Origin of the sequence: Falsirhodobacter xinxiangensis (genome assembly GCF_004959935.1) — a bacterium.
Classification (GTDB): domain Bacteria; phylum Pseudomonadota; class Alphaproteobacteria; order Rhodobacterales; family Rhodobacteraceae; genus Falsirhodobacter; species Falsirhodobacter xinxiangensis.
Window position 1 is genome coordinate 84,812 of record NZ_SMYN01000010.1, and the last position, 21,284, is coordinate 106,095.

At 66.5% G+C, this 21,284-nt stretch carries 21 protein-coding genes; 2 read left to right on the forward strand and 19 right to left on the reverse strand.

The window, feature by feature from the left end:
- Positions 1 to 5 precede the first annotated feature (5 nt).
- The 10 genes from E2K76_RS13090 to E2K76_RS13135 form a co-directional block, all read right to left on the reverse strand.
- Positions 6 to 767 carry a TIGR02186 family protein gene (locus E2K76_RS13090; RefSeq protein WP_136684768.1) on the reverse strand — a complete coding sequence of 254 codons (762 nt, stop codon included), beginning with the start codon at positions 765 to 767 and terminating at the stop codon, positions 6 to 8.
- Positions 764 to 1,684 carry a sulfite exporter TauE/SafE family protein gene (locus E2K76_RS13095; RefSeq protein WP_136684770.1) on the reverse strand — a complete coding sequence of 307 codons (921 nt, stop codon included), beginning with the start codon at positions 1,682 to 1,684 and terminating at the stop codon, positions 764 to 766. Before E2K76_RS13095 ends, E2K76_RS13090 begins: the two co-directional genes overlap by 4 nt.
- A 41-nt stretch (positions 1,685 to 1,725) precedes the next feature.
- The gene (locus tag E2K76_RS13100; RefSeq protein WP_136684772.1) at positions 1,726 to 2,517 is read right to left on the reverse strand and encodes a purine-nucleoside phosphorylase; all 792 of its coding nucleotides are present in this window, start codon (positions 2,515 to 2,517) and stop codon (positions 1,726 to 1,728) included.
- Positions 2,517 to 3,485, reverse strand: a complete 969-nt coding sequence (locus E2K76_RS13105; protein WP_136684851.1) for an ABC transporter permease — start codon at positions 3,483 to 3,485, stop codon at positions 2,517 to 2,519. The genes E2K76_RS13100 and E2K76_RS13105 overlap by 1 nt, the downstream gene beginning before the upstream one ends.
- The gene (locus E2K76_RS13110; RefSeq protein ID WP_136684774.1) at positions 3,485 to 4,567 is read right to left on the reverse strand and encodes an ABC transporter permease; all 1,083 of its coding nucleotides are present in this window, start codon (positions 4,565 to 4,567) and stop codon (positions 3,485 to 3,487) included. The genes E2K76_RS13105 and E2K76_RS13110 overlap by 1 nt, the downstream gene beginning before the upstream one ends.
- Positions 4,567 to 6,069 (reverse strand): ABC transporter ATP-binding protein, encoded by a 1,503-nt coding sequence (locus E2K76_RS13115; protein ID WP_136684776.1) that lies wholly within the window; start codon positions 6,067 to 6,069, stop codon positions 4,567 to 4,569. Before E2K76_RS13115 ends, E2K76_RS13110 begins: the two co-directional genes overlap by 1 nt.
- The gene (locus tag E2K76_RS13120; RefSeq protein ID WP_136684777.1) at positions 6,069 to 7,058 is read right to left on the reverse strand and encodes a BMP family lipoprotein; all 990 of its coding nucleotides are present in this window, start codon (positions 7,056 to 7,058) and stop codon (positions 6,069 to 6,071) included. Before E2K76_RS13120 ends, E2K76_RS13115 begins: the two co-directional genes overlap by 1 nt.
- A gap of 92 nt (positions 7,059 to 7,150) precedes the next feature.
- Positions 7,151 to 7,540: a GNAT family N-acetyltransferase gene (locus E2K76_RS13125; protein ID WP_136684779.1), complete on the reverse strand. Its 390-nt coding sequence runs from the start codon at positions 7,538 to 7,540 to the stop codon at positions 7,151 to 7,153.
- Positions 7,530 to 8,102 carry a tRNA (adenosine(37)-N6)-threonylcarbamoyltransferase complex dimerization subunit type 1 TsaB gene (tsaB, locus tag E2K76_RS13130; RefSeq protein ID WP_136684781.1) on the reverse strand — a complete coding sequence of 191 codons (573 nt, stop codon included), beginning with the start codon at positions 8,100 to 8,102 and terminating at the stop codon, positions 7,530 to 7,532. Before tsaB ends, E2K76_RS13125 begins: the two co-directional genes overlap by 11 nt.
- Positions 8,092 to 8,655: a NifU family protein gene (locus E2K76_RS13135; RefSeq protein WP_136684783.1), complete on the reverse strand. Its 564-nt coding sequence runs from the start codon at positions 8,653 to 8,655 to the stop codon at positions 8,092 to 8,094. Before E2K76_RS13135 ends, tsaB begins: the two co-directional genes overlap by 11 nt.
- A 143-nt stretch (positions 8,656 to 8,798) precedes the next feature.
- Here E2K76_RS13135 and E2K76_RS13140 point away from each other — a divergent pair, with 143 nt between their 5' ends.
- Positions 8,799 to 10,097: an MFS transporter gene (locus E2K76_RS13140; protein ID WP_136684785.1), complete on the forward strand. Its 1,299-nt coding sequence runs from the start codon at positions 8,799 to 8,801 to the stop codon at positions 10,095 to 10,097.
- Here E2K76_RS13140 and E2K76_RS13145 read toward each other — a convergent pair.
- The 6 genes from E2K76_RS13145 to trpS form a co-directional block, all read right to left on the reverse strand.
- A complete protein-coding gene (locus E2K76_RS13145; RefSeq protein WP_136684787.1) occupies positions 10,094 to 10,357 on the reverse strand; it encodes a hypothetical protein in 264 nt (87 codons plus the stop codon). The genes E2K76_RS13140 and E2K76_RS13145 overlap by 4 nt on opposite strands.
- 49 nt (positions 10,358 to 10,406) lie before the next feature.
- Positions 10,407 to 11,519, reverse strand: coding sequence for an MFS transporter (locus tag E2K76_RS13150; protein WP_136684788.1), 1,113 nt, complete (start codon positions 11,517 to 11,519; stop codon positions 10,407 to 10,409).
- Position 11,520: 1 nt separating this feature from the next.
- Positions 11,521 to 11,976, reverse strand: coding sequence for a universal stress protein (locus E2K76_RS13155; RefSeq protein WP_136684789.1), 456 nt, complete (start codon positions 11,974 to 11,976; stop codon positions 11,521 to 11,523).
- A 21-nt stretch (positions 11,977 to 11,997) separates the two neighbouring features.
- Complete coding sequence (locus E2K76_RS13160) at positions 11,998 to 12,852, reverse strand: branched-chain amino acid aminotransferase (protein WP_136684791.1); 855 nt, start codon at positions 12,850 to 12,852, stop codon at positions 11,998 to 12,000.
- 156 nt (positions 12,853 to 13,008) lie between these two features.
- Positions 13,009 to 14,028 carry a hypothetical protein gene (locus E2K76_RS13165; protein ID WP_136684793.1) on the reverse strand — a complete coding sequence of 340 codons (1,020 nt, stop codon included), beginning with the start codon at positions 14,026 to 14,028 and terminating at the stop codon, positions 13,009 to 13,011.
- On the reverse strand, positions 14,025 to 15,068 hold the full coding sequence (gene trpS, locus E2K76_RS13170; protein ID WP_136684795.1) for a tryptophan--tRNA ligase: 1,044 nt from the start codon (positions 15,066 to 15,068) through the stop codon (positions 14,025 to 14,027). The genes E2K76_RS13165 and trpS overlap by 4 nt, the downstream gene beginning before the upstream one ends.
- Before the next feature lie 73 nt (positions 15,069 to 15,141).
- On the opposite strand from trpS, the gene E2K76_RS13175 reads away from it, so the two are divergent.
- Complete coding sequence (locus E2K76_RS13175; RefSeq protein WP_136684797.1) at positions 15,142 to 15,813, forward strand: rhomboid family intramembrane serine protease; 672 nt, start codon at positions 15,142 to 15,144, stop codon at positions 15,811 to 15,813.
- Here E2K76_RS13175 and murJ read toward each other — a convergent pair.
- From murJ to E2K76_RS13190, 3 genes are read right to left on the reverse strand one after another with little or no spacing between them, the layout of a single operon-like run.
- Complete coding sequence (gene murJ / locus E2K76_RS13180; protein ID WP_136684852.1) at positions 15,804 to 17,330, reverse strand: murein biosynthesis integral membrane protein MurJ; 1,527 nt, start codon at positions 17,328 to 17,330, stop codon at positions 15,804 to 15,806. The genes E2K76_RS13175 and murJ overlap by 10 nt on opposite strands.
- A gap of 5 nt (positions 17,331 to 17,335) precedes the next feature.
- A complete protein-coding gene (locus E2K76_RS13185) occupies positions 17,336 to 20,116 on the reverse strand; it encodes a [protein-PII] uridylyltransferase (protein ID WP_136684800.1) in 2,781 nt (926 codons plus the stop codon).
- On the reverse strand, positions 20,076 to 21,239 hold the full coding sequence (locus E2K76_RS13190) for a penicillin-binding protein activator (protein WP_136684802.1): 1,164 nt from the start codon (positions 21,237 to 21,239) through the stop codon (positions 20,076 to 20,078). The genes E2K76_RS13185 and E2K76_RS13190 overlap by 41 nt, the downstream gene beginning before the upstream one ends.
- Positions 21,240 to 21,284: the final 45 nt, after the last annotated feature.

Genomic DNA, 21,284 nt, shown 5'->3' on the forward strand with positions numbered 1-21,284 from the left:
AGGGTTTACGGCCTGATCAGCCGGAAGATCGTGGACGCGCCCCATCCTGCCAGCACCGCCAGCGCCAGCGACAAAAGGCCATACAGCGCAGATTGCTCGCGCGACATGGTATAGAGGAACCGCTCCAGCCCCGCCTTGCGCACGAAGATGGTGCGGTCGATGGTGTCCACCACCCGCCCGTCGCGTGTCAGGAAGATACGCACGCGGTAGTCGCCTTCGGTCAGGTCGGCCGGAAGCTCCACATCGGCGCGGAACAGCGTCTGTTCGTCCAGATCGACGGCGTGTTCATTGACGCGGTATCGCCCCTCCGCCTGCCGAATCCGCATCAACGCCTCGACGAATTGCGGGGCATCCTCGGCTTCGGAACTGATGCCGATGGCACGGATGACCGATGGGATGGTGATGCGGTGACGCAGATCCTCGGTTTCCGACAGGATGTCGCCCAGCGCCCCGGTCGTCGCGATGGCATAGAAGGTCGGCGCGCTGCCGATGCGGACCTTGTCGCGGTTGATCCAGATGCCGACGCGGCGCTCCTTCTTGCGCACGATGATGGGGGTGGCCGGACCTTCGACGGTGACGATCACCTCCAGCGGGTCCTCGGCCGGGGCGGGGGCGTCGCGGCGGACGGCGCCATAGACCAGAATCTCGGACCCGACGAAATCGGTGGTGATCGACACCGACGACTGCGACAGACCGACGACGATGCTTTCCTCCTGCGCGGCGGCGGGCAGGGCAAGCGCGATCAGGATGGCGAATGCGCGGATCATTCGGCCCCCATCACCTGAAGCGAGAACGGCTCCTTCGGCGTCAGAACCAGTTCCGTGCCGACCTTGACGCTGACCGCGATGACCAGCAGCGCCAGCAGGATGCGAAGCTGTTCCGCCCGCAGCCGCACGCCGATCCGTGCCCCGAATTGCGCGCCCACCACCCCGCCAAGGATCAGCAGCAGCGCCAGCATGATGTCCACCGTGCCGGAGGTCATCGCATGGGCCAGCGTGGTGAAGGCCGACACGAAGATGATCTGGAACAGCGAGGTGCCCACCACCACCTTGGTCGGCATCCCCAGCAGATAGATCATCGCCGGCACCATGATGAACCCGCCGCCGACCCCCATGATCGCCGACAGGAACCCCACGCCCGCGCCGATCATCATTGGCGGCAGCACCGAGATATACAGCCCCGAGGCGCGGAACTTCATCTTGAAGGGCAGCCGATGCACCCATGTATGCACATGCGCCCGCTTGATCGGCGCGCCGGGCTTCTTGGCGCGGCGCAGGGCGCGGATGCTTTCCTGAAGCATCATCGCCCCGATCGCGCCCAGGAACAGCACATAGGACAGCTGCACGAACAGATCGACCTGCCCCAGCACCGCCAGCCGCGCAAAGACCCAGATGCCTATGGCGGACCCGATGAGCCCGCCTGCCTGCAACACCATGCCCATGCGGAAATCGACCGCCTTGCGCTTCATCTGCGCCAGAACGCCCGAAACCGAGGATGCGACGACCTGGTTCGCCCCCGTCGCCACCGCCACGGCGGGCGGGATGCCGATGAAGAACAGCAAGGGCGTGATCAGGAACCCGCCCCCCACGCCGAACATGCCCGACATGAAGCCCACGATGCCGCCAAGCCCCAGCACCAGCAGGGCGTTGATCGAAACCTCGGCGATGGGAAGATACATCTGCATGGGCTTACCGGCAGCAAGGGGTTGGACGGCGGTCTAGTCCCTCATCGCAGGTGGCGCAACGTCTCGCGGATCACCTTTTCCAGCTTGGCCGCACCAAGGGGCGCCATAGCCTTCGTATGCTCGTGGCTGAGCCGTTCGTCCGACAGCCCCGCGCCCATGTTCGTGATGGTCGAGATCGCCGCGACCTTCAGCCCGAGGAAACGGGCAAGGATCACCTCCGGCACGGTGGACATGCCGACGGCGTCGATGCCCAGAACCTTGGCCATGCGAATCTCGGCCGGGGTTTCGAAGCTGGGGCCGGAGAACCACGCATAGACGCCTTCGGGCAGGTCCACGCCCGCCCGCGCCGCCGCCGCCTTCAGCTGCCCGCGCAGACCTTCGTCATGCGCGTCGGTCATCGGCACGAAGCGCGCGTCGGTCTTTTCCCCGATCAGCGGGTTCGCACCGGACAGGTTGATATGGTCAGACAGCAGCATCAGATCGCCCGGCGGGATGTCCGCCCGCAGGCTGCCCGCTGCATTGGTCAGGATCAGGCTGTCCGCGCCAAGACCTTTGAGCACCTCCAGCGGCAGTCGCATGGCGGCGGGGTTGCCGGATTCGTAATAGTGCATCCGCCCGCCGAAGACCGCGACGCGCACCCCCTCCAGATCGCCGATCACCAGCTTGGGGTTGTGGCCCGACACGCCGGCATGGGGAAAGCCGGACAGGTCGGTATAGGGGATCGCGACACCGTCCACAGCCTCGGCCAGATGACCGAGGCCCGAGCCGAGCACCAGACCGATGCGGACCGGTGCATCACCCGCCAGCCGTTTGATATGCGCGACCAGATCCATCAGCGTTCCTTCACATAGGGCTCGCCCCCGGCGCGGGGCGGAATGGCGCGTCCGACGAAGCCCGCCAGCACCAGCACGGTCAGCACATAGGGCAAAGCCTCCAGCGCCGGGACGGGGATGTCCAGCGTGGTCACGCGCGTCACCACGTCGGGTCGCAGCGCCAGCGCCTGAAAGAAGCCGAACAGCAGCGTGGCATACAGCGCCGCCCACGGCTTCCATTTGGCGAAGATCAGCGCCGCCAGCGCGATATAGCCGCGCCCCGCCGTCATCTCGCGCCCGAAGCCCGCCTGCAACGCCGTCGCCATATAGGCGCCCGCTATGCCGCACAGAACGCCCGCGATCAGCACGGCGGCAAAGCGCAGCCGCACGACCGAGATGCCCGCCGTATCCACTGCCGCCGGGTTCTCGCCCACTGCCCGCAGCCGCAGGCCGAAACGGGTGCGGAACAATACCCACCATGTCACGGGCACGGCCAGCGCTGCGACATAGACCAGCAACGGATGGCCCGAGATGACCTCGAAATACAGCGGGCCGATCACCGGCACCTCGCGCAGCGCCTCGGCGAAGGGCAGGGTGATCGCGCCGAACCGCGCATCGCCCGACAAAGGCGGCGTGCGCCCGCCCTGGCCGAAGGCCGCCTGCGCCACCAGAACCGTGATCCCCGAGGCGAGGAAGTTCAGCGCCACGCCGGAAATCAGTTGGTTCCCCCGGAACGTGATCGACGCGATGCCGTGCATCAGCGCCCAGACCAGCGACGCGCCGATCCCCGCCGCCAGCCCGATCCAGACCGACCCGCTGATCGCCGCCACCGCACCCGAGGTCATGGCCGCGATCAGCATCTTGCCTTCCAGCCCGATGTCGAACACCCCGGCGCGTTCCGAAAACAGCCCCGCAAGGCATGCCAGCAGCAGCGGCGTTGCCAGCCGCACGGTGCTGTCCAGCAGTTGCAGCAGCGTCGCGTAATCCATCACGCAGCCCTCCGCCGAAAGAACAGGCCAAGCAGCATCCGCACCATATGATCCAGCGCGCCCGTGAACAGGATCACCAGACCCTGAAGCACCACCCGCAAATCGATTGGGATCTGGGTCCAGAGGCCAACCTCGGCCCCGCCCTGATACAGAAAGCCGAACAGCAGCGCCGCCAGCACCACGCCGAACGGGTGGTTGCGGCCCATCAGCGCGACCGCGATGCCGATGAAGCCCGCGCCCTCGGACGCGTTCTGCAGCAGCCGCCCACTTTCGCCCATGACGTTGTTGATCGACATCATCCCTGCCAAAGCGCCCGAGATCATCATCGTGACGACGATGATCTTGGTGGGGTTGATCCCGGCATAGCGCGCGGCGGATTCCGATTTGCCAAAGGCGCGGATTTCATACCCCAAAGGGGTGCGGAACAAGAGCAGCCACACCGCGAAACAGGCCGCCAGCGCCACGAACAGCGACACGTTCGCTGGCACCTGATCGGTGAAGATCGACGACAGCACCGGAATATCGGTCAGCGTCGGCAGGCCATAGGTTGCGGGAAACCGCGCCGTCGCCGGTTCCGCCTGACCCGCCGGGCGCAGCACATCGACCAGCATCCAGACGATCAGCGAATATGCGATGTAGTTGAACATGATCGTGGTGATGACGATATGGCTGCCGCGCTTCGCCTGAAGATAGCCGGGGATCGCCGCCCAGATCGCACCAAAAGCCGCAGCGCCCAGCGTCGCCGCCAGAAGCGCGACCGTCCAATGCGGCCACGGGATGAACAGCAGCACCAGCGCGACGCCAAGGCCGCCGATCTGTGCCTGCCCCTCGCCGCCGATGTTGAACAGGCCCGCGTGATAGGCGACCGTCACCGCCAGTCCGGTAAAGATGAAGCTGGTGGCGTAATACAGCGTGTAACCCCAGCCATAGGCCGAGCCCAGGGCACCCACGACCATGGTGTTCAGCGCCTCGATCGGGTCCTGCCCGATGGCGAGGATCACGCCCGCCGCGCAGATCGCGGCCAGAAGAAGCGAGATGATCGGAACCAGCACCACATCGGCCCAGCGGGGAATGCGTTGCATCAGGCGGCCTCGTCGTTCACGCCGGCCATCAGCAAGCCAAGCTCTTTTTCATTGGTGGTGGCAGGATCGCGTTCCCCCACGATCCGCCCGCCGCACATCACCGCGATGCGGTCCGACAGCGACATGATCTCGTCCAGCTCGACCGAGACCAGAAGGATCGCCTTGCCCTGATCGCGCAGGGCGACGATCTGTTTGTGGATGAACTCGATCGCGCCGATGTCCACGCCGCGCGTCGGCTGGCCGATCAGCAGCAGGTCGGGGTTCCGCTCGATCTCTCGGGCGACGACGATCTTCTGCTGGTTTCCGCCGGAGAAGTTCTTGATCACCAAGTCGGGCAGCAGCGGGCGGACGTCGAAGCGTTTCATCGCCTCGGCGGTTTCGTCGCGCAGGGTCTTGTTGTCCATCAGCGCGCCCTTGGCGAAATGGCGGTGATAGCCGAAGGCCATGTTCTCCCACGCGGTGAAATCCATGATGACGCCAAGATGTTGGCGGTCTTCGGGGACATGGGCGATCCCGGCCTCGCGTGGGTCGGTGAAGGGGCGCCCGTTCATGGTGATCGTCCCTTCGGCGCGGGCGATGCCGCCCAGCACTTTCAGCAGTTCCGATTGCCCGTTCCCGGCCACGCCCGCCAGCCCGAGGATTTCTCCCCGCCGGATGGTCAGATCGACGCCCTTCAGCAATTCGACGCCCCCGCGCGTCAGGCGCAGGCCCTTGGCCTCCAGCACCACCTCGCGCGGGCGGGCGGGGGTTTTTTCGACCCGCAACAGCACTTTGCGGCCCACCATCAGTTCCGCCAGCTGCGGCGGCGAGGTTTCCGCCGTCTTCACCGTCCCCACGATCTCGCCCCGCCGCATGACCGAGACGTTGTCGGTGATCGCCATGATCTCGCGCAGCTTGTGCGTGATGAGGATGACCGTCTTGCCCTGTTCGCGCAGACCGCGGAGGATGCGGAACAGGTGATCCGCCTCGGCCGGGGTCAGAACGCCTGTGGGTTCGTCAAGGATCAGGATCTCGGCCTGCCGATACAGGGCCTTGAGGATTTCGACCCGTTGCTGATGGCCGACGGACAGGTCCTCGACCACTGCGTCGGGGTTCACGTCCAGCCCGTATTCCTTGGACAGCCGGGCAAGTTCCTTGCGCGCCTTGGACAGCGAGGGGCGCAGCAGCGCGCCATCCTCGGCCCCGAGGATCACGTTTTCCAGCACGGTGAAGTTCGGCACCAGTTTGAAATGCTGGAACACCATGCCGATGCCGGCGCGGATCGCGCTTTGGCTGTCGGGAATCGCGGTCTCGCGCCCCCCGATCAGGATCTGGCCGCTGTCGGCGCGATAGAAGCCGTAAAGGATCGACATCAGCGTCGATTTCCCGGCTCCGTTTTCACCGATGATGCCGTGGATCGTGCCCTTGGGCACGGTGATGGTGATGTCCTTGTTCGCCTGCACCGTCCCGAACGCCTTCGAGATGCCGCGCAGCTCGATCGCAGGCGAAGCCGTCTGGGTCATCAGAAACCGGGGACCGGGCAGGTGTCGTCGCTCATGTAGTCATGCACCGACACTTCGCCCGACGCGATCTGCGCCGTGGCGGCTTCCACCGCCGCCGTCATTTCCGGCGTGACCAGCGCCTGGTTCGCCTCGTCCACCGCGACGGACACGCCGCCATCGGCAAGGCCCAGCACGACCGTTCCCGGCTCGACCGCGTCGCCTTGGGTGAAGGCGTCGAACACGGCATTGTCCACGCGCTTCACCATCGAGGTCAGGACCTGTCCCGGATGCAGGTGGTTCTGGTTGCTGTCCACGCCGATGGACAGGATGTTTTCGTCCGCCGCCGTTTGCAGGATGCCGATGCCGGTGCCGCCCGCCGCGGCATAGATCACGTCAGCACCTTGGCTGATCTGCGCGCGGGTCAGCTCGCCGCCGCGCACGGGGTCGTTCCATGCGGCCGGGGTCGACCCGGTCCAGCTGACCAGCACCTTGGCATCCGGTTTCGTCGCCAGCACACCTTGGGCATAGCCGCAGCCGAATTTGCGGATCAGCGGGATGTCCATGCCGCCGATGAAGCCGAGCGTGTCCGATTTCGACGCCATCGCCGCCATGATGCCCGCCAGATACGAGCCTTCCTGTTCCGAGAAGACGACCGAGCGGATGTTCGGGCCTTCGACGACGGAATCGATGATGACGAATTTCGTGTCGGGGAAATCGGGTGCAACCTGCGTCAGCACGTCGGAGAAGGCGAAGCCCGTCATGACGATGGGGTTGGACCCCGACTGTGCCAGACGGCGAAGCGCCTGTTCGCGCTGGGCTTCGGACTGCATCTCCAGCTCGCGATAAGTGCCGCCGGTTTCCTCTGCCCAGCGGGCCGCGCCGGTATAGGCAGCCTCGTTGAAGGACTTGTCGAACTTGCCGCCCAGATCGAAGATCAGCGCCGGATCGGCATGGGCCGCGCCAGCCACGAGGGCCAGTGCCGCCCCGCCAAGAAGGGTCCTGAGGGTCATTGCGATACTCCCGAAGATGCCGTCCAGCGGCGGCTTGTTTTCCCCCTTGATAAAGCGCGGGAGCGCAGTGCGGCAATAGCTTTTTCCGAAGCTTAGAGGTCGCGGCGCATCACGAGGGCATCCACGCCCGCATAATAGCCGCGCCGCCGCCCGACCTGCGCGAAACCTGCCGCGACGTAAAGCCGGATCGCGGCGGCGTTGTCGGCCGCGACCTCCAGAAACGCGGTATCGGCAGCTTTGGCCGTGCGGGCAAGAAAGTCCGCGACCAGCCGACCGCCGATCCCCTGACCGCGCGCGGCAGGATGGGTGGCCAATGTCAGCAACTCCGCCTCGCCCGCGATGGCGCGTCCGATCAGGAAGCCCTGCGGCTCGTGCAGCAGGAAGCCGCCCGTGCCGGTGGCGGAGGCTTCCAGATCGCGGGCCGACCACGGGGGAGGGTTGGTGAAGCTGGCGGCATGGATCGCCGCAAGATCATTCCACATCAAGGATCACGGGCGGCGGGTCCGAAGGCGGGGCCGCATCCGCGCCGCGCAGATAGAAGGGCGCAGGGCGCGGGCCGGGTTCGCGCAGCGCCGCCTCGCGCGCGATGGCTTCGGCCAGCGGGAACAGGGGCGCGGGGCGGAGGCCGTCCGGAATGTCCGCCGCAAGACGGGCAGTGCCGGGAAACTCCTGCACGTAATGCTCGCCGCGCTTCGCATCCAGTGCCACGACCAGTGGGCGGGGCAGGCCGTGGGCCATCGCCTCCAGCGTCGTGATGCCGATGGCGGGGATGCCAAGGCCCAGCGACAGCCCCCGCGCCGCCGCGACCGAGATGCGAACGCCGGTGAAATTCCCCGGCCCGGTTCCGACCGCCAGCGCATCCAGATCGGACCACTTGCGCCCCGCACCCGCCAGAACCTCCTCCAGCAGCGGCATCAGGCGTTCGGCCTGACCTTTCTGCATCGGTTCTTCGACATGGGCCAGCAAGGTGCCGCCCGACAGCAAAGCGGCCGCGCAATGCGCGGCCGATGTGTCGAAGGCCAGGATCAGCGCGTCAGGCCGCAACCGGACGCACCTCCAGCACCTCGGGGATGTAATGGCGCAGCAGGTTCTCGATCCCCATCTTCAGCGTCAGGGTCGAGGACGGGCAGCCCGCGCAGGCACCCTGCATGTGCAGATAGACGATGCCGCGATCGAAGCCGTGGAAGGTGATGTCGCCACCATCCTGAGCCACCGCGGGACGCACGCGGGTGTCGAGCAGTTCCTTGATCTGGCTGACGATGTCGCCATCCTCGCCCGTGTGTTCGGCGTGGCCACCGGCGGGGCGGGCCTCGCCCTCCATCACCGGGATGCCGGACTGGTAATGTTCCATGATCGCGCCAAGGACGGCGGGCTTCACGTGATCCCAAAGCGCGGCATCGGCCTTGGTCACGGTCACGAAGTCATGGCCAAAGAACACGCCCGTCACGCCGTCCACCGCAAAGACGCGGCGTGCCAGCGGGGATTTGTCCGCCGCCTCGACCGAGGGGAAGTCCGCGGTCCCGATCTCCAGCACCGTCTGGCCGGGCAGGAATTTCAGCGTCGCGGGGTTCGGGGTGGATTCGGTCTGGATGAACATGGGCGGCCTCCGGGGTTGGGCACCGATATGCGCCCGAATGGCCGCCATGTCAAGTTTTGGAACGGTTCTAAATTGCTGTGCCGCCTTGCAGGATTGGCAAAGCGGCGCAATAAGGCGGGCGATTGCAGGCAGGGGGAACGCCGATGACGACAGATGCAAGGCCGCTGAACCGGAGTGACATGCGCGTGCTGGGGCTTTCGGCCCTTGGCGGGGCGTTGGAGTTCTATGACTTCATCATCTTCGTCTTCTTTGCGACCGTGATCGGGCATCTGTTCTTCCCGCCCGACATGCCCGACTGGCTGGTGACGATCCAGACCTTCGGCATCTTTGCCGCCGGATACCTCGTGCGGCCTCTGGGCGGGATCGTCATGGCGCATTTCGGCGACAAGGGCGGGCGCAAGCGGGTCTTTGCGCTGTCGGTGTTCCTGATGTCGATCTCGACGCTGGCGATGGCCTGCCTGCCGACCTACGAGACGCTGGGCGTCTGGGCGCCGATCCTGCTGGTCCTGTTCCGCATGCTGCAAGGCGCGGCCATCGGGGGCGAGGTTCCGGGCGCGTGGACCTTCGTGGCCGAACATGTGCCCGCGAACCGGGTCGGCATGGCCTGCGGCTTCCTGTGTTCGGGGCTGACCTTCGGCATCCTTCTGGGCTCGCTGATCGCGGCGGGGATCAACTGGATCTTCACGCCGGAACAGGTGTCGGGCTTCGCTTGGCGCATCCCGTTCCTGATCGGCGGGGTGTTCGGGCTGATCGGCGTCTATCTGCGCCGCTGGCTGGCGGAAACGCCGATCTTCACGCAGATGAAGAACAGCGACCTGCTGCAAAAGAGCCTGCCGCTGAAGACCGTGCTGCGCGACCATCTGCACGGGGTCATCATCTCGGGACTGCTGACTTGGGTGCTTTCGGCGGGGGTCGTGGTGACGACGCTGATGACCTCGACCTTCCTGCAGAAGCTCTATGGCTATTCCGCGCTGGAATCGCTGCTGGCGACCAGCTTCGGGTCGTTGTTCCTGATCTTCGGCACCGTATCGGCGGGGATGCTGGTGGACCGTTTCGGTAGCGGGCGGTTCTTTGCGGTCGCTGGGGTGCTTTTCGGCGCAGTGACCTTCACCTTCTACAGCTTTGCGGGCCAATCGCTGCCGGTGCTGTTCGGGCTTTATGCGCTGATGGGGCTGGTCGTCGGGCTGGTCGGGGCGACGCCCTATGTGATGGTGCGGGCGTTTCCGGCGCCGGTGCGGTTCACGGGGCTGTCGTTCTCCTACAACGTCGCCTATGCAATCTTCGGCGGGCTGACCCCGCTGGCGGTCAGCTCGCTTCTGCGGGTCAATCCGATGGCCCCGGCGTGGTATCTGCTGTTCATCGCGGCGCTGACGACCTGCATCGGGCTCTACCTGATGGCGAACGGGCGCAAGGTCGAAGGGGCGATCGGCCTCGCGGCCTAATCCCCCGCAACGAACTTGTTGAACCGGCTGGTGCCGCCATCGGCGACCTTGTCCTGATAGAGGAAGTCCAGTCCGCTGTCGTCGAAGATGGCGAAGAACTCGTCCCAGTCGATGCGGGTCAGGTTCTCCTCCGGTTCTCCGAAGTCGATGCGCAGGATACCGCCCTTGCCTTTGGTTTCGACCTTGGCGGGGTGGCCGTCGCGGGCCTCGGCCCATTTGCGGATGGTGTCGTGGTCGCGGGTGGTTTTGGATTCCGACATCGGTGCCTCCGTTTCCGGGGGCAACCAAGGGCTCGGCGCGATGTTCCCGTCAGCGCGCGACGGCGCGGGCCGACAGGGGCAGCAGGACCAGCAGCCAGAACGCGATGGGCAGGCTGGTAGGGTGCGAGACGAACCCGACCGTCGCAGGCCCGGCCAGCACGCCCGCATAGCCGACGGTCGTCACAGCCGCGATGGCAAGGCTGGCGGGCATGACACTTTGCCGCCCCGCCGCGCTGAACAGCACCGGCACGATATTGGCCGCGCCGATCCCGATCAGGCCGAAGCCCAGAAGGTTGGCCAAGGGCGATCCGGCGGTCTGGATGATGATGAAACCCGCGATGGCCAGCGCCGCGCCCAGCGTCAGCACCCGGAACGGACCCAGCAGCGCGGTGATCCGGTCCCCCGCCAGCCGCCCCGCCGTCATCGCGACCGAGAACATCATGTATCCCATCCCCGCCTGTTCCGCAGCCAGCACCCGCCGCTGCTGCATCAGCAGCGCGCCCCAGTCCAGCATCGCCCCTTCGACCAGAAAGGTGATCCCGGCCAGCACGGCGATCAGCAGCACGATCCCACGCGGCAGCACGAAGGCCGGGGGGGCGCCCGCCACGATCAGCGGAAGGCGTGGCATGGCGATGGCGATGGCCAGCGCGGCAAGCGCGGCGGCGATGGCCGATGCGGGGAAGGGGGGCAGGCCCAGCGTCAGCAGCAGCGTCACGCCGCCCGCGCCCGCCACGCCGCCAAGGCTGAACATTGCGTGAAAGCCCGACAGCATCGGACGGCCCGCGGCCTTCTCGACCTCGATCGACTGGATGTTCATGGCAACGTCGATGGTGCCCAGCGACGCGCCGAAGACCAGAAGCGCCAGCCCCAGCGAAAGCGGGCTGCCCCCCAGTGCCAGAACGGGCAGGATCGCCGCCAATGCAAAGCCGCCCAGCAGGATCATCGGCTTGGGCCCCGTCCGGGCGCTGACCACCCCGGTGACGGGCATTGCGATCAGCGATCCGACCCCGAGGCAGAGGAGCAGGATGCCAAGCTGCGCCTCGTCCGCGCCGACGCGGGCCTTGGCGAAGGGCACCAGCGGCGCCCAGCAGGCCATGACGAAGCCAGCGACGAAGAAGGCCAGGCGCGTGGCAAGCCGCGAGGAGGGCGATGCGACGTCCATGTCAGGTGATGGCTTCCAGCCGTTCCTTCGACATCTCGCCCGGGACGATGGTGACGGGGATCGGCAGCGCGCCGGACCCGCGGCTCATCTGCGTGACCAGCGGGCCGGGGCCGGATTTGTCGGTGCCCGCCCCAAGGACCAGGATGCCGATCTCGGGGTCTTCGTTCACGACGGCAAGGATTTCCTGCACCGGATCACCCTCGCGGATGATCAGGGTGGGGTTCACGTTCTGCCGGTCGCGCATCCATTTGGCGAAGACCTCGAAATGGGCCTCGATCCGCTCGCGCGCCTCGGCCCGCATCAGGTCGGCGACGCCCATGAAATGCTGGAACTCCTCGGGCGGGATGATCGACACGATCACGACCCCCGCCCCGGTATGCGAGGCGCGGAACGCGGCATAGCGCATCGCGTTCAGGCATTCGCGGCTGTCGTCCAGAACCACCAGAAACTTACGCATATCCGTCCCCCTGTCTGGTCTTTATGCCGAATGGGCGAAGTCCATGTAAAGCGCGCGGGCGCGTTTCGTGACGGGGCCATGCGCGTATTCGGTATCGTCGAAACGGGCAACCGGGGTGACCTTGGCGAAGTTCCCGGACAGGAACACCTCCTCCGCCGCATGGAAATCGTCGAAGGTCAGCACGGCCTCGCGCACCTCGATCCCGTCAGCGCGCAGGTTGGCAATGTGGCGGGCGCGGGTGATGCCCGACAGGAACGTGCCGTTGGCGATGGGGGTGAACACCACGCCGTCCCGCACCATGAACACGTTGGCGGTGGCGGTTTCGGCCACGTTGCCCATCGCATCGGCCACCAGCGCGTTGCCGAAGCCCTTGCGCTTCGCCTCGACCAGCATCCGGGCGTTGTTGGGATAGAGCGCGCCCGCCTTGGCATTGCAGACCGCATCCTCCAGCACGGGGCGGCGGAAGCGGGTGCGGGTCAGCGTGGTCATCGCGCCTTCGTCCGGCATCGGCACTTCTTCGAGGCTGATGGCGAAGGCGGTCGAATCCTCCTTGGGCGCGACGCCGAGTTCGGACCCGTCCACGGCCCAATACATCGGGCGGATATAGACGGCGTTCGCGTAACCCTTCAGCCCCTCGCGCACGATCTGCACCATGTCGGCGGGATCGACGGTGGGGGTGATCATCAGCGCCTCGGCCGAGCGGTTCAGGCGGGCGCAGTGCAGGTCCAGATCGGGGGTCACCCCGTCGAACAGCCGCGCGCCGTCGAAGACGTTCGATCCCTGCCACAGCCCGTGATCGGCGGCGCGCATGACGGGGATGTCACCCTCGTGCCACTTGCCGTCGAAAAAGGTGCGGATGTTCTTGCCGAATGCCATGGTCGTGCCCTTCCTTTGCGCGGGTGTTAGATCATCCGCAGGCGGGATGGGCAAGATGCGCCCCCGGGCAGTCTTGGGGGACAGGTGGACCCGGGGGACGCCGATTCTGGCCGTCTGGGGGACAGGTGGCCAGGTTCAGGGTGCCGCGATTCGGATTCAGCTTCGTGACAGGCGGCGCAGCGCCCAGCTTTGCACGGCGTTGCCGACCATGCCCGCCAGCGCCATCGCAAATCCCATGATCCCGGCCAGCAGCGACCATGCGACGTTCGACACACGCCATGTCGCGCGCAGGAAGCGGGCCTTGCCCAGCACCTCCATCCGGCCGACGGTGCGGGGGCCAAGCGCCTCGGACGCGTTGGCGATGCGGCGGGCGTCTGCGGGGGTGTCGATGTGGCGCATCAGGTGCAGCGCCTGCGCGGGCGGCAGGGCGGTGCCGATGCGGCCTGCGCCCCGCGCGATGTCGGCCACCGGGGCCAGCACGGCAGGGCGCATCAGCGCGGCCAGATCGTCCGTGCCACGCACGGCGGGCAGGCGGGCCCAGTCGATCCCCTCGCGCGCGGCGCGGGTCAGGGTGGCGGTCAGGCGCGGCGACAACAGGCGCATCTTGCGCGCGATCCCGGTCATGGCCGCGCCGAGTTTCACCACAGCGCTGGACCCGCCCGAGGCGACGACGAAGACCGTCGCCCCCAGCCCGATCGCCGACAAGGTCACGTCCAGCGTATCCACCTCGGCCCCGGTGACATAGGCCTGCCCGCCCCGCGCCAACCCCGCGATGTCGCCAAGGCTGGTCAGTGCGACGGGGGCCTGACAGATCAGCACCGGCGAAAGCGTGCAGGCGGCGGGATCATAGGCGCAGGCGGCGCAATCGGCGGCGTTCTCCAGAAAGCCGGGGCGGGGCAGGTCGGGAACGGGGAGGCCGCGCTCCGCCGCGACCTCGGCCACCGCGTCGATCGCGACCCAGTTGCGCGGGTCCTCGGCCAACAGCGCGTCCAGCCGGGCCGCGATGGTTTCGGGGGCAGTGCGGGCCATCTCGGCCTCCACCGCCGCCTCGATCTCCTGCGCCCCCCGGTCGATGAAGGGGCGCAGGGTGGGGTCGCGCATGATGCGGACCCCGGTCAACAGGGTCGCGCAAAGCGACAGCGCCAGAAGCGCGGTCAGGGCGACCCGCGCGATCACACCTGACGCGAGCGGATCATGCCGACGATGTCCTTCACATCGTCAAAGATCGGACGCGCGATGGCATCGGCGCGTTCGGCCCCGCGGCCAAGGATGGCGTCGATCTCGTCCGGTTCCGCCATCAGGCGGTTCATTTCCGCCGTGATCGGTCCCAGCTTTTCCACCGCCAGATCGGCCAGCGCCGGTTTGAACGTGCCGAACTGCGCGCCCGCATACTGCGCCATCACCTGCGCCGGGGTCAGATCGGCCAGCGCGGCATAGATGTTCACGAGGTTCTTGGCATCGGGACGCCCGTCCAGCCCCTCGACGCTTTCGGGGAGCGGCTCGGGATCGGTCTTGGCCTTGCGGATCTTTTTCGCGATCGTATCGGCATCGTCGGTCAGGTTGATGCGGCTGGCATCCGAGGGGTCCGACTTCGACATCTTCTTGGTGCCGTCGCGCAGGGACATCACGCGGGTGGCGGCGCCTTCGATCAGCGGTTCCGGCACGGGAAAGAACTTCACGCCGTAATCATGGTTGAACTTGTTCGCGATGTCGCGCGTCAGTTCCAGGTGCTGCTTCTGATCCTCGCCCACCGGAACGTGGGTGGTCTTGTAGGCCAGAATGTCGGCAGCCATCAGCGACGGATAGGCCAGCAGCCCCAGCGACGAATTTTCGCTGTTCGCACCCGCCTTGTCCTTGAACTGGGTCATCCGATACATCCAGCCGATCCGCGCGACGCAGTTCAGCACCCAGGCCAGTTCCGCATGGGCCGAGACCTGCGACTGGTTGAACAGAACCGATTTCTTCGGATCGATCCCCGAGGCGATGAAGGCGGCGGCAATCTCGCGCGTTTGCTGGCGCAGCTTGGCAGGCTCCTGCCAGACGGTGATCGCGTGCAGATCGACCACGCAATACAGCGTCTCGATCCCCTCGTTCTGCTTTTGGGCAAAGCGTTTCAGCGCACCGAGGTAGTTGCCAAGCGTAAGGCTTCCCGAGGGTTGGATGCCCGAGAAGACGCGCGTGGGAAAGACCTGAGGCGTTTGGACCGGCTCGGTCATGATGTTCTCCATCTGGAAAGTTTCAGGCTTTCGGCTTAACGCTGGCGGCAAGCCCGAAGCAAGAGGAACCCGCATGAAAGAAGCCCCGATCAACCCGCTTCCGCTTGTCGTCTGGGCGCTCGCCCTGTCGATGATCGCGATGGAACTGGTCATGTCGCTGGGCGCGACGGGCCTGACATCGGACCCTGCCGCGATCGGCTGGCGGCTTTCGGCGGTGGAAGGTTTCGGCTTCTTTCCCGGCATCCTGCGGGCGATGGTCGAACAGAACGTCTGGCCGTGGCAGCATGTGATCCGGCTGCTGACCTATCCGTTCATCCATGGGTCCATCACGCATGCGCTGTTTGCGGTGGTGATCCTGCTGGCACTGGGCAAGATGGTGGCCGAGGCGTTTCGGGCATGGGCCGTGCTGGCGGTGTTCTTCGCATCCGCCATCGTCGGGGCCTGCGTCTATACCCTGATCCCATGGGCCGAGCAGCCGATCTTCGGGGCCTATCCGCCGGTCTATGGCCTGATCGGGGCGTTCACCTTCTTGCTCTGGGTGAAGCTGGCCGGCAGCGGGGCGCAATATCGGGCGTTCTCGCTGATCGGGCTGCTTCTGGGTGTGCAGCTTCTGTTCGGGGCGCTGTTCGGCGGGACGCTGGAATGGGTCGCGGACCTTGCAGGGTTCGCGACCGGGTTCCTGATGTCCTTCGTCGTCAGCCCCGGCGGGGCGGCGCGGGTGATGGAAAAGATCCGTCAGCGCTGACGCCGAAGCGCGGTCTTCAGGTCCGAAGGCCGCAGCGCACCGAAGACATAGGCGCTGCCGAAATAGCTGGCGATGCCAAGCGCGACCAGCCCCGCCAGCGCGGCATAGCGCAGACCTCCCGTGGTCAGCGCATCCGCCAGCAGCCATGACGCCCCCCACAGCACCGCACCCATGAGGGCCGAGGCCGCGACGATCCGCGGCAGGCGGGCCTTCAGCCGGTCGTCGATGCGGACCGCCTCGCCCATCCCGCGCGCGCCCCACCAAAGCTGCGCGACCATCACCCAACCCGAAACCGTGGTCGCCAGCGCGGCGGCAAGAAAGCCGATCACCGGCATCATCAGCACCGCGAAGGCGACGTTTACCACCATCGACCAGACGGCGAAGCGGAACGGGCTGCGCGTATCCTCGCGCGCATAATACAGCGGTTGGAACAGCTTGTGCAGCACGAAGGCCGGAAGGCCGATGCCATAGGCCCCAAGCGCCAGCGCCGTGTTCAGGCTGTCATGCGCGTCGAACTGCCCGCGTTCATACAGCACCTGCGTCAGCGGCAGCGCGATCACCACCAGCGCCACGGCGGCAGGCAGGGTCAGCAGCAGCGCGAACTCCATCCCCCGGTTGAAGCTGTGGCGGCCCCCGTCGGTATCGCCAGCGCGCAGACGGCGCGACAACTCCGGCAGCAAAACGGTGCCGATGGCGATGCCCACGACGCCAAGGGGAAGCTGATACAGACGGTCGGCATAGGACAGCCAGCCAACGGCGCCCTCGGTGAAGCTGGCCACCTGACGACCCACCAGCAGGTTGATCTGCACGACGCCCCCCGCCAGAACCGCAGGTCCGGCGATAACCACCAGCCGCCGCAGGTCCGGCGTCAGGCGGGGAAGCCCCGGCAGGAACGTGTATCCCATCCGCCGCGCCGCCCACCATGTGAAGGCGAATTGCGCGACACCCGTGACCGGCACCGTCCATGCCAGCGTCATCCCCATATCCCAGCCCTGCCAGTCGGCCAGCAGCATCGCGGCGATGAAGATCACGTTCATCAGCACCGGCACCAGCGACGCTTCGGTGAACGAGCCATGGGCGTTCAGCACCCCCGACATCAGCGCCACAAGCGAGATGAACAGGATATAGACGAAGCCGATCTGCCCGTATTCCACCGCCAGCCCGAACCGTTCGTCGCCCACGAAGCCCGAGGCCATCGCCCAGACCAGCCATGGCATCGCCAGCGTTCCGATCAGCGTCACCAGCAGCAGGATCGAGCCCAGCCCGTTGAAGGCGTCGCGTGCGAAGCCGTGCGGGTCCTCGCGTCCCTCGACCTTTTTCGCGAACATCGGCACGAAGGCCATGTTGAACGCGCCCTCGGCAAAGAACCGGCGGAACATGTTGGGCAACGAGAAGGCGACAAGGAACGCCTCGGCCGTCGGCCCCGCGCCCAAGTAGGCCGCCATCATCACATCCCGGATGAAGCCCGCGAGCCGAGAGCCGAAGGTCCAGCCCCCGACCGTCAGAAAACCACGCATCAGTTTCAAACGGCAGCCCTCGCCGCGCCTTCGGAGATCGCCTGGCGCAGCTTCCTCTCAAGGCTTTCCTGCCTTGATTTCGTATGGAGTTTCAAACCGAACATGTCTTTCACATAGAAGGTATCGACCACCTGCGCGCCATAAGTCGCGATGACGGCGGAGGCGATATAGATATTGTCGGCGGCCAGCGTCCGCGTCAGATCGTAAAGCAGCCCCGGACGGTCGCGGGTGTCGACCTCGATGATGGTATAGATTTCCGATCCCTCGTTGTCGAAGGCGATATGGGTGGGGAAACGGAAGGCGCTTTGGCGTTTGGGCAGCTTGTCGCGGTCCTTCAACGCCTCGCGCGCGACAACCTCGCCCTTCAGGGTCTTGTCGATCATCTGGCTGAGGCGGGGCAGGCGGCTTGCCTCGTAAGCCGCGCCGTCGGCGTCCTGTATCCAGAACACGGCGGTGGCATAGCCGTCCTTGGAGGTATAGGTCCGCGCATCCACCACGTTCGCGCCGACCAGTGCCAGCGCCCCGGAAAGGCGCGAGAAGATGCCCGGATGGTCGGCCAGCGCGAAACAGGCGCGGGTCGCGTCGCGGTCGGGTTCGGGGGACAGGTCGATCCGGATCTCGTCATCGCCAAGCCCGCGCAGAAGACCCGCGAAAACCACATGCGTCGCGGTGGGCAGCCCCTGCCAATAGGTTGGATAGTGGCGCGCCATCTCGGCCCGCAGGTCTTTCTGGTCCCATCCCGCCAGCGCATCGCGCAGCGCGCGGCGACCCTCGCCCTCGCGATGCTCGCGGTTCAGCGTCTCCAGCCCTTCCTCCAGCGCGGTGCGGGTGTCGCGGTAAAGGGTGCGCAGAAGCTGGGCCTTCCAGTTGTTCCACGTCCCCGGACCCACGCCGCGAATGTCGCAGACCGTCAGCACGGTCAGCAGGTCCAGCCGTTTGCGCGATTTGACCACCTTGGCGAAGTCGCGCACCGTGCGGGGGTCGGAAATGTCGCGCTTCTGCGCCACGTCGGACATGACCAGATGATTGCGGACCAGCCATTCCACGGTTTCCGATTCCTCGGGGGTCAGGCCGAGGCGGGGGGCCACGCGGCGGGCGATGCGCGCGCCGACGATGGAATGATCCTCGGGGCGGCCCTTGCCGATGTCGTGCAACAGAAGCGCGATATACAGCGTCCGGCGGTTGACCCCTTCGGTCAGGATGGCGCTGGCGATCGGCAGATCGTCCGCCAACTCTCCCCGCTCGATCTCGGACAGGGTCGAGATCGTCTGGATCGTGTGTTCGTCAACGGTATAGTGGTGATAGACGTTGAACTGCATCATCGCCACGATCCGTTCGAAATCGGGGATGAAGGCACCCAGCACGCCAATCTCGTTCATGTGGCGCAGGGCGCGTTCCGGGTTGCCGTGTTTCAGCAGCGTGTCGAGGAAGATGCGGTTCGCCTCGCGGTCGGTCTGCATCTCGTCATCGATCCGGTCGAGGTTCAGCGCGACCAGCCGCATAGCGTCGGGGTGGATCAGGTATCCGGTCCGCAAAGACTCCTCGAAGATGCGCAGCAGGTTCAGCTTGTCGGCCAGAAAGGCGTCGGCATCCACGACCGAGATGCGCCCCTGCACCAGACGATATTCCGGGCGCAGCTTGCGGCGGCGGGGAAGCGAGAACATCGGCTCGCGCTTCGCATGGCGGGCTTCGAGTTCGGCCAAGAAGATGCGGGTCAGCTCGCCCACCTTGGTCGCGTGGCGGAAGTAGTCCTGCATGAACAGCTCCACTGCCCGCCGCCCCGCCCGATCGACATAGCCGAGGCGCGATGCCACCTCGACCTGCATGTCGAAGGTCAACTGGTCGGCGGCGCGGCGGGCGATGTAATGCAGATGACAGCGCACGCACCACAGGAAATCCTCGGCCCGGCGGAAGGTCTCGTATTCCTCCTGCTCGAACAGGCCCGCCCCCACCAAGCCGGCGGCACGCGGGACGCGATGCAGGTATTTGCCGATCCAATACAGGGTTTGCAGATCGCGCAGCCCGCCCTTGCCCTCCTTCACGTTCGGCTCCAGCACATAGCGCTGGTTGCCTTGGCGCTTGTGGCGGATGGCGCGTTCGCTCAGCTTCGCTTCGATGAATTCGGGGCCGGATTTTCGGAACAACTCGTTCCACAGCCGTTCGTCCAATTCCAGCGCCAGCGCCTTGTCGCCGGTCAGGAAACGCTGCTCCAGCAGGGCGGTGCGGATCGTGATGTCCTCGCGCCCAAGGCGGAGGCAGTCCTTGATCGACCGGGTGGAATGGCCGACCTTCAGCTTCAGATCCCACAGGATATAGAGCATGGATTCGATGGCCGCCGCAGGCCCGTCCGCCGCGCCCGAAGGCACGAGAAACAAAAGATCCACATCGGAATGCGGCGCCATTTCGGCACGGCCATAGCCACCGACCGCGATCACGGCCATGCGCGCGGCCGAGGGGTGCAGATGCGTGACCGCCACGTTGAACGCGGTCATCACCAGCGCATCGACCAGAAGCGACTGGCCGGTGATCAGCGCGCGGGCGGCGCGCGGCGTGTCCAGAAACGCCTCGGTCAGCCGCTTTTCCGCGTCGGTGCGGGCGGCTGACAGATGGCGCACGGCGATGTCGCGGATGGCGCGGGCGTCGGTTGCGCCCTCGGTCCGGATCGCGTCGGTGATGGCGGCGGTCAGAACCCCCGCCTGCGCGATCCGCTCGGGCGGGAGGATGGGATGTTCGCTTTGCGCCGGCTCAGAAGCCGGCACCGCCGAAGCTGCGCGGAGCAGGGTCAATCACGGTCACCTGGTTGTTGGTAATCTGCGCGACGGCAAGGCCGCGTTCGTTGCTGCCATCGGCCAGCAGGCGGAAGACGCCGCCGACGCCAGCAAAGCCCGACCCTTGGGTCAGCGCCTGCGCGGTGGGCGCGTCGCCGCGTTTCGCCAGCGCGCCGATCGCGGCAATCCCGTCATAGGCAAGGCCCGAGATCGGATGCGGCGCGACGCCGTAGGCGCCCTGGTAGCGGGCGACGTATTGGCCATACAGACCCGGATCGGGCTGTGCGAACCAGCCGCCCTGCACGCCCGGAAGCGACAGCGTGGCCGCCGGAATGTCCCAGCGGGTCAGGCCGATGAAGCGTTCGTTCGTCAGGCCGTTTTCGCGCAGAAGCTGGCTGACCAGCGGCAGCGCGCCATCCGACCCTGCGGTCAGGAACACGGCGTTGGCGCTTGCGTCCCGCGCGGCTTGCGCGATGCGCGGCGCTGCCTGAGTGATGCCGTTCTGCGAAAATTCATAGCCCTGCGCGCCGACGACCGTGCCGCCCGCTTGGCGCACGCCCGCCTCGATCGCGGTGCGTCCGGTGTTTCCGGCGGCGTTCTGGTCATAGACGACCATGATCTGCCCGGCATTGTTGCGCACCGCATATTGCGCCAGCCGCGAGGCGGTGTTGCGGAAGGTCTGGCCCAGCACGAAGACGTTGCCGCCCGCGATGTCGGTGTTGTTCGAGAAGGACAGAACGTTCACGCCGCGCTGCGCGACGGCAACCCCCGCCGCATTCGCCTCGGCGGCGAAGACCGGGCCGAGGATGACCTGTGCGCCTTCGTCCACGGCGCGGGCGGCTTCGACCGCCGCGCGCGACGGCTGCCCTGCGGTGCGATAGACGCGCAGGTCGACGGCACCCGGCCCGAGGTCGGCAATCGCCAGACGCGCCGCGTTCTCAAGGCTTTTCGCCAGCGCCTCGTCATTGGCCTGACCAGACCCTGCGGGCACCAGAAGCGCCACGGGCACCGGGCCGCCGCGCGATGCACCGGGACCTGTGCCGGACAGGGCGACAGGTTCGCACGCGGCCAGCGCGAGGGCGGAAAGGGCGATGACTGTGCGGCCCAGCGACTTGCGGGCCAACCTGAAAACGGACAACATACGGAGATTCCTCATCCCTTGGGGCGCAGCAGACGGGTCGAACCT